At 45.6% G+C, this 7,046-nt stretch carries 4 protein-coding genes; all 4 read right to left on the bottom strand.

Annotated features, from left to right (window positions below; translation table 11 throughout):
* Positions 1–124 precede the first annotated feature (124 nt).
* On the bottom strand, positions 125–1,942 hold the full coding sequence (locus tag AAEY83_RS06570; protein ID WP_025644968.1) for a FimV/HubP family polar landmark protein: 1,818 nt from the start codon (positions 1,940–1,942) through the stop codon (positions 125–127).
* 69 nt (positions 1,943–2,011) lie between these two features.
* Positions 2,012–4,096: a type IV pilus assembly protein FimV gene (locus AAEY83_RS06565; protein WP_025644970.1), complete on the bottom strand. Its 2,085-nt coding sequence runs from the start codon at positions 4,094–4,096 to the stop codon at positions 2,012–2,014.
* A 231-nt stretch (positions 4,097–4,327) separates the two neighbouring features.
* Positions 4,328–5,509, bottom strand: a complete 1,182-nt coding sequence (gene queA, locus AAEY83_RS06560) for a tRNA preQ1(34) S-adenosylmethionine ribosyltransferase-isomerase QueA (protein WP_084212613.1) — start codon at positions 5,507–5,509, stop codon at positions 4,328–4,330.
* A 164-nt stretch (positions 5,510–5,673) separates the two neighbouring features.
* Positions 5,674–6,762, bottom strand: coding sequence for a DNA polymerase IV (gene dinB / locus AAEY83_RS06555; RefSeq protein ID WP_025644974.1), 1,089 nt, complete (start codon positions 6,760–6,762; stop codon positions 5,674–5,676).
* Positions 6,763–7,046: the final 284 nt, after the last annotated feature.

Raw genomic sequence — 7,046 nt, 5'->3', positions numbered from 1 at the left:
AAAACTTTGATGCTAGCGCATCTAGGTCTTTTTTTCACCTTGCATTTGGTATTGCACTTCATGTGTTAATCTAAGAAAGAAAAGTAAGGCGGTATGGCTCTATTAAACCAAGCCGCCTATCACTTTATACAGTGCGCTCTAATAGCGTTTGTGCCTGAGCCTGTTGAGCGCTACTGCCTTGCGCAATAACTTCGCTGAGTAAACGTTTGGCGCTATCGTATTCACCAAGCTCCAAATATTTTGCTGCTAAGTCTAGAGTGATTTGTTGATTATCTAAATCATTAACGAAGTCAAAATCCGCGGCAAACTGCGCCGCAAAGTCTGTATTATCTGCTTTGTCCTCTGTGACGACTGGGCTAGCTGTCGTGGCTGCGTCTTCGAAGATAGAATCATCGAGACTAAAATCTTCCTCAAAAGGCGTCTCGTCATCGAACATCAAAGGAGAGTCAGTTTCAGTCGTGCTTGGCTCATTCTTAATAGGCTGCGAATCAGTTAAATCGAAGTCGAAATCATCTAGCTCGGTAGTGAGTGTCTCGATAGAATTGGATGACGCCGTAGAGGATAAGTTTTCTTCTACTGCTAAAGTGCTATTGTCGTTTACCGTCTCTTGGGTGTCTGTTTGTTCTAAACTGTCTAATGATAAAGCGTCTAGTTGCAGCTCGCTTGAGCTATCATCGTCTAAGCTCAAATCCAAGTCAAAACTAGAGACGTCCGCTGTCTCTTCTTCACTCGTAAGATCAGAAGCAGCAAGCTCAGAGTCGCCAATAGTATCAATATTTATGTCGGTGTTCAGGTCGGTGCTTATGCCTGTATCGCTATTTGAAGGGCTATCTGATGCTAGATCATCAAAATCTAGTACAAAATCTTCTTGTAAATTGTCATTTTGACTGTCGGTAGGTTGCAGCGCTACCGTCTCACTGCTCAGGGAATTCGCCGCCGGCTCATCAAAATCAAGGCTAAAGTCTTCATCAAGATTCAATTTATCAGAGCTTACTTCATCAAAGCTCACTTCATTAGAGCGAGCTTCAGCAGCACTAAAATCTTCGCTGATAAGGTTACTCTCCTGACTATCTTTGACAGGTGTAGATGCAGCAGTGCTATCGCTCTCAAACTGCTCGTCTAAGCTCAAAGTATGGCTATCTAAGCCAGAATCGTTAACAGATAGATTGCGGGCTGTATTAGCAGTAGCCTCATCAAAACTTTCACTCTCTAAATCATCTAAGGTCAGATCAAAGATAGCGTCAGCACTGTCATTGCTACTCGTATCATCAGTGATAGTACTCTCATTAAAAGAGCTCGCTGATGGAGCCGAAGATACAAAGTCTAAGTCAGTAATAGAGTCAGTACTCGCCGCAGTTTCTTGAGACGTACTGAATTTATCCTGTTGATGACTCTGCGTTTCATTAGAAACGCTTGCGACATCGAAGTCGAGGCTCTCGTAATCCGCTGCTACTGCCTGCTGCTGATCATTAGCATGGGTATCGTCACGTGCTGCTATAGGCGTCTGAGAATGTTCTTGGTCAAATAGTGCCTTTAGGTCTTTGGCTTGGGCGATAGTAGCGGCATCGCAATGAGCACTGATAGCGTCATAAGTTCTATAAAAATTCTCAGTCTGCGTAGTCAGGGCATAGATGTTGAGAAGCTTGAGTGACAGCTTAGCATCATGAGGCTTTTGGATAAGGCCGCGCTCTAGTACCTCGATTGCTTTGTCATAACGCTGCTGATCGATAAACCGCTCAGCGACAGTCAAATTGTCAAACTTAGTAGCGCCTGCTGTTGCATTGGTATGAGCCGCATCATAGTCGGTAGGCACGCGTCTAGTGCTGGACTGAGCATCGTCTATATGTCTAGCGGTTGGCTGCGCTTTTTGCCTACGCATAATCAACACAGCTATTAGTAAAACAATGATTAGTCCTGCAATGATATATAGCATATTATCCATAATGATTCCTACGACTATTCGTGCTGAGTATAGCAAGCTCAGAGCAAGTGTTGCTAGTCAGCTAAGCGGTTATTGATTGCGTAATTTTTTTAGTCGAGCCTCAAGCTCAGCCAGTTTTTGATTTTGTAGTTGCAGTTTTTGTGTATAACTACCAAGGCTATTATTCATCAGTTTTGTGCGCTGAGCTTGCGTAGCAGTGCGCTGCCGAGACGACTTTAGGGAAGCGAGAACCTCAGCACTTAGCCCATTGCCTGCCGCCGCATCTGCTTTGGTTTGAGTGCCATCAGCTTGACCTTTACCCCCTGGAGCCACTACCGAAAAACGTGCTTGTGGTAGTGTCCGAGTCGTAGGTTTTGCTGTGCTATTAGCCGACTTAGTTGGTTTTGCTTGGGCTATCTGCGAGGATACTGAGGCTACACTTGTAGTATTGTCCGCTATTGCTTTTTCGCTAGATGCTTTAGCAGTTTTTTTATTGGCTCGTAGATAGCGTGCTCGCTGTTCAGATATGGCGGCTTGGATACTGCTTTGTGAGGGTATCACCTCATAATTAGGTAAACGCAACTCGGCATTGGCTTTGAGCTGATCGGCGTCTTGATTGATAAAAGCATTGGGGTTTTGCGTTTTGATCTGACTCATCACCGCTGATATATCAAGATTATTCTGCTCAGCGATTTGCTTGGAGATCAGCCATAGGTTGTCGTTACGCTGTACGGTATAGCTAACCATTTTCTCATTAGCGACTGGCAAGCTATCGGTTGCTGCAGTCTCGCGGCGAGCGCTGATGGTACTGGCAGAAGCGCTATCAGCGGCGTCCTTACTAGTCGCTACAGGCTCAGGCGCTGCGCTATCTGCGGCAGTTGCTAAGTGATCCGCTACTTGACTGTTTAGCTTGGCAGTATCATCTGAGTTCAGCGAAGCCATATTCTCATCGAAACTCAGCGCCAAAGTAGGGCTATCGGTACTATCGACTTTGTTAATAGGGCTATTACGCACGGTAATCTGCCGCGAGACTTGTATATTTAGCGTATTACTATTCGTACTGCTGGTTTTAGCAGTTTTGTTTTCTAAAGAAGGCTTATCATTTGGGGTACGGTTATTGGCTGACGTTTGCGCTAACAAGGTTTGCTGCACGTTAGTCGCCGCATCAGCAGATGCTACCGAAGTTGACGCTTTTACCAAACCTTCCACACTTTTAAGTTTTTCAACACTTTCAACATCTTCAACGCTATTAATGTCTTCAACGCTGATAGCTGTCTCATTACGGTTCGAGATTGGCTGCAAAGCTTTGGCGCTAGAATTGATAGGGATATCGCCGTTAGGGGGACTTGGTTGAGTAGGGCGGCTACTTACACGGCGATTGTTTTTTATATCTAGCGTATTAGTTTTGGCCATCGATGGCGCAGGGTTAGCAGTCGTTTCGAGGTCAAATCTTGACGCCGGCGCTAGCGGTAGATTTGGAGCCGCTACTACGCGCGCAATAGGTAGAGCGCTACTATTTTTGGAATTTGCGGTATTGATGGTGCCTGAATTAGCCGCTGAGCTAGACGGCGCAAATAAAGGCGGCGGCGCTTCGCGTTTAACTGCTAAGGGTTTAGTGCTGCTAGTAGCAACAATGGGCGCTTTTTTGGTGACTGGCGATGTTACAGTTGGCGCTGAAGTCACTGGTAAATTGGGTTTAGGAGCACGAGCGACTATAGGTTTTGCAGATTTTACACGTTCTGAGCGTTTCGCTGGCTGAGCAGAGCCTAGAGGCATCAGCAAGGTTTTTGGCACTGTATTGCGCTGACCATTGTCGTTGATTGCTAATACCACATCGGCAAAAGGCTTTGAGACTGGCTGAGAGGTGCTTATCATCAGCTGTCCGGTGCTAGCAGAAGTAGGGATAAAGCTCACGGACATGGCATCAGTCGGGGTCAATCCTAGCTGTTTATACACCTTAGGGTTGGCCAAATTGGCTGAGAAGTCTGAGGATTCGATGTCAGAGATGCTAATAATAGCGACAAGCGGCTCATGCTGTGCTGAGGTAATGGTTGTTTTACCGATAGTCGCCGCCATGGCTGCTGGCAACAATATAGCGCTGCCCATTGAACACAATAGCGCTGCAGACACTGCATAATGAAGACGAGTCGGTCGATAAGGTAATTGCCAAGCCATGCGCTGCCCTTTGAGTAGCCATTGAGAGTATAGCAAGTTAAAGTCTATAAGGTATTAAGCTGATGCTAATACACCATAAACATATTAACTGAATTATAACGTTAAGCAACATTAAAACGCAGCAATATTCTAGAGTTTTTTAAACTGCGTGCAATAGTCTTACTCAATGGTGCTAAACCTCACCTTACTATGCTAAGCCGATTTGTTCTGGCAAGTGACCTATAGGCCGTCTTAAGCTTTATCCAAAAGCATCGCATCACCATAACTAAAGAAACGATACTGCTGCTCAATAGCATGCTGATAAGCGTGCTCGATAGCCGACTTACCAGCGAAGGCCGCAACTAGCATTAACAAGGTCGATTTTGGTAGATGAAAGTTAGTAAGTAGCCGGTCTATTACTCCAAATTTAAAACCAGGATAAATAAAGATATCTGTATCACCAGACCAACTGGCTAGCGGCTGCCCATTGACTGCCGTCTGCTGATAAGCACTCTCTAGTACTCGAGTGACAGTCGTACCAATAGCAATGACTTGATTGCCATTAGCGTGAGTCTGATTGATCAGATCAGCAGTCGCTTGCGGCAAGTGCGCATACTCGCTGTGCATAGTGTGGTTGAGAAGATTGTCGGCTTTGACAGGGGCAAAAGTACCTGCACCAACATGCAGGGTGACAAAAGCGCTATTGATGCCTTTATCTTTGAGCATTGATAGCACTTTTTCATCGAAATGCAGGCTAGCAGTAGGCGCAGCGACACTGGCAAGCTTGGCCGGGTCGTGAAAGACGGTCTGATAACGAGTGTTGTCAGTTGCATCAGCATGGCGCTCAAAATAAGGCGGTATCGGCAGCTCGCCATAGCGCTCTAAATCAGGCAAAATAGGCGCGGCGAAAGCTAAGATAAATAGGTTCTCTTCACGGCCGACCATAAGTGCTTCGATATGACCATCAGCCAATAACAGCTGCTGCCCAAGCTTAGGTGCTTTGCTGGCTTTGACATGGCATAGCGCTAGATGTGGATGAGTTGTTGCTGCTTTTGCTATGTTGAGAGTATCACTATCGACATCATCGCGCTCAAGTAGTCGCTCGATTAACACCTCAATTTTGCCGCCAGTGTCCTTTTGACCGAACAAGCGCGCTTTCATGACTTTAGTATCATTAAAGACAATTAAATCGCCAGTATTGAGTAGCGCTGGCAAGTCGGTAAATAAATGATCGATCGGTGCAACTGCCGCCTCATCAGTATTAGCCGGTAAATAAAGTAGCTTAGAGGCTGAGCGCTCAGCGAGAGGATAACGAGCGATTAGATGATCAGGCAGCTCATAATCATAGTCGCTGACGCTTAGGTAGTTAGGAGTATCCATAGCTGCTGGTTCATCGGCAGTAGAGGCAGGTTCGGTCAAAATAGTAGGATCCATATTGGTTATGATTCGATCATTAATGAGAGAGATTTTGGCATAATTGTAGCAGAAAGTAGTCTTGAGGGGATAACTTCTAAGTCGTTTGCTAGCTGTTGTATTTGAACCGTCCGTAGAAGGGTAGACAGTGGTAAAAGGGCAAAAAGTATCAGCTAAAACCAAAACTAAAAATCAAATAGATTTAGCTGCGGTAAGCTCTGACTCGCTGGCGCTAAAGAAGAGTAAGTGACGCCGACGAGCCTGATCGGCAGCGTTCGGGCGATATCAGCAAACAGTTTATCAAGCCAATAGTGAGCCGATTCTGCGCTAGTAAACGCGGTGGACAAGGTGTGTGAGCGCGTGATCTGCGTAAAGTCAGCATACTTAACTTTTAAAGTGATGGTATAAGCAATAAGCTGTTTTTTTTGCAATTGACTAAAGGCGTCAGCATTTTGCTCATAAATCTGCGCAAGTAAAGGCGCATCCGCACTCAAGTTATCTCGAAAAGTCGTCTCTGAGCCTACTGACTTGTGTTGCCGCTCGGCTTTAACTTGGCGCAAATCCTTGCCATGGGCAATATCGTAATAAAACTGACCGCGTTTACCAAACTCATTGACCAGTAGCGTCGCCTCAGTACGGCGCAGATCTGCACCAGTACTGATACCTAGCGCATGCATACGCTTAGCAGTGGCCTTGCCAATCCCGTGAAAGCGCTCAATTGGTAGGCTACTAATAAAAGCCTCAGCGTCCGCTGGGGTGATCACGGCGATACCATTGGGCTTATTGATGTCCGAGGCGATTTTTGCCAGCATTTTATTAAAGGACACGCCAGCAGAAGCGTTAAGACCGGTCTGCTCAAGTATCTGCGCGCGTAACCAGTTCGCCATCAAGGTCGCTGAGCCTTTATGAGCACTCAAGCCTGTAACGTCAAGATAAGCCTCATCTAAGGACAGCGGCTCGACTAGCGGGGTCAAGCGATGCATGATTTTGCGAATATCGGCACTAACGGCGCGGTAAACATCGAACCGTGGCCTGACAAAAAGCACCTCAGGACAGCGTTTGCGCGCTTCATAGCAAGACATCGCAGAGCGTACCCCAAACTTGCGTACTTCATAGCTGGCAGCAGCGACCACTCCGCGGCCATTAGGATCACCACCGACGACTAGAGGCTTGCCCCTTAACTCTGGAAAATCGCGCTGTTCAACACTGGCATAAAATGCGTCCATATCTAAATGAATAATTTTGCGCAGAGTCGGTTGGGTTGAGGCAGTCATAGGTACTATTTTACCTTAATTTAAGGATATTTTACGGATCAATATTCTAGATAAGACTCCTTTCATACCAAACTTGCCTTTATTTAAGCTACCGCTCATCGCTATATCAGTACCTTTTATTATAAATTATTCTTTACAGTAGTATATTTGTACTATTCTAAACAGATATCTCATTCGTTATAATTAATATGAAAACTGTGAAGTTATAATCAATAATTATTTAGTTTAGGATCGAGCTAAGTCAAATAGAACTCTAGGTGTTTATTCACCGTTCGACGCATTTT

This window comes from Psychrobacter sp. TB20-MNA-CIBAN-0197, assembly GCF_040309765.1.
In the GTDB taxonomy this organism is placed as follows: domain Bacteria; phylum Pseudomonadota; class Gammaproteobacteria; order Pseudomonadales; family Moraxellaceae; genus Psychrobacter; species Psychrobacter submarinus.
This window is presented reverse-complemented; position numbering and strand designations above follow the sequence as displayed.